Annotated in this window: 1 pseudogene; it reads left to right on the top strand. The window is 71.7% G+C overall.

The annotated features are described in order from the left end of the window. A pseudogene (locus tag J0695_RS39935) lies at positions 1-307 on the top strand (hypothetical protein); the annotation flags it as partial.

Below are 307 nucleotides of genomic sequence, written 5' to 3'. Positions count from 1 at the left end.
GACCGTACCGGCCTGACGTCGGTGGTGTCGGCCCAGATGCTCGCCGGTCTGGTACCCGGCATCGTCCTGGGCGGGCCCATCGGGCGCGTCTGCGACCGTTTCCGTACGGATGCGGTGCTCGGCGTGGCACTGGCCCTGGAGTGCCTCGTCGCGGCGGCCGCCGCGGTCGCGGACAGCGCTCTGCTGCTCATCACCGCGATGCTGATGCTGGGCGTCCTGGGGGCCGTTGCCCAGACCTGTGTGATGGCCCTCGTCCCGCAGCTCTTCCCGGGCCCCGGTATCCAGCTCCGGGTGAACGGCGTCATGG

Source organism: Streptomyces beijiangensis (genome assembly GCF_017315755.1).
Classification (GTDB): Bacteria; Actinomycetota; Actinomycetes; order Streptomycetales; family Streptomycetaceae; genus Streptomyces; species Streptomyces beijiangensis.
The sequence above is the reverse complement of the archived record's forward strand: the minus strand, read 5'-3'. Positions and strand labels throughout refer to the sequence as shown.